This is a genomic window from Streptomyces sp. NPDC001851 (genome assembly GCF_040297165.1).
In the GTDB taxonomy this organism is placed as follows: domain Bacteria; phylum Actinomycetota; class Actinomycetes; order Streptomycetales; family Streptomycetaceae; genus Streptomyces.
In genome coordinates this window covers 1-1,109 of record NZ_JBEOYR010000094.1, presented here as the reverse complement: position 1 = coordinate 1,109, position 1,109 = coordinate 1, and the positions used below count along the sequence as shown (strand labels likewise).

The window sequence follows — 1,109 nt, the reverse complement described above, 5'->3', positions numbered from 1 at the left end:
GTCTGAGATCGTCTTCCGGTTTAAACTCGTCCATCTGAAACCCTCCAACTAGAGGCAAAAGCCCACCACCGTAGACCTACCGTGGCACGGGCAGATTAACCCGATGATGGCAAAGCGACACCCGTCGTGCTCTGCTCACTGTATTAATATAGATGCAAATGGCGGCTAAGCCACTGTTACTTAGTCCGATTTAATTACGCTGCTGCTCAGGCAAGCAGGCGGCGATCGACGCCAGCACCAGCTCATGCCCTACGCCGCCGCGCACTTCCGCCGCACCGATCATGGTCGGCAGCACCAGACGCAGTTCACCCGCCAGCACTTTCTTGTCACGCAACATGTGCGGCAGATAGGATTCCGGCGTCATTTTCTGCGGCCCGCAGACCGGCAAGCCGGCGCGCAGCAGCAGCGCTTTGATACGTTCGATGTCTTCAACAGAGAACTGGCCGAGACGGTGCGCGGTTTCCGCCGCCATCACCATGCCTGCAGCCACCGCTTCACCGTGCAGCCACACGCCGTAGCCCATCTCGGCTTCGATAGCATGACCGTAAGTATGGCCCAGATTCAGCAGGGCGCGCAGACCGCTTTCGCGTTCGTCGGCGGCCACCACCTCGGCCTTCAGTTCGCAGCAGCGGCGGATACAGTAGGCCAACGCCTGCATATCCAACGCCATCAGCGCATCGATGTTATTTTCCAACCAGACGAAGAACTCGCGATCGAGGATGATCCCGTATTTGATGACTTCGGCCAGGCCGGAAGAGAGTTCACGCGTCGGCAACGTTTTCAGGCAATCCAGATCAACCACCACCGAAGCGGGTTGATAGAAAGCGCCGATCATGTTTTTGCCGAGCGGGTGGTTGACGGCGGTCTTGCCGCCTACGGAGGAGTCCACCTGCGACAACAGCGTGGTGGGAACCTGAATGAAGCGCACGCCGCGTTGGTAACACGCGGCGGCAAAACCGGTCAGATCGCCGACAACGCCGCCACCGAGGGCGATCAGCGTGGTATCGCGACCGTGCGGTTTTTCGAGCAGCGCCGAAAACACCTGCTCCAACACCGCCAGAGATTTGTACTGCTCACCATCGGGAAGAATCACCTGATCCACCACGACG

1 protein-coding gene is annotated in these 1,109 nt (G+C 59.1%); it reads right to left on the bottom strand.

What is annotated here, in order from left to right:
- Positions 1 to 190: 190 nt before the first annotated feature.
- Positions 191 to 1,109: 3-dehydroquinate synthase (gene aroB, locus ABT171_RS41720; RefSeq protein WP_351252189.1), on the bottom strand; the 919-nt coding region annotated here is incomplete at its 5' end.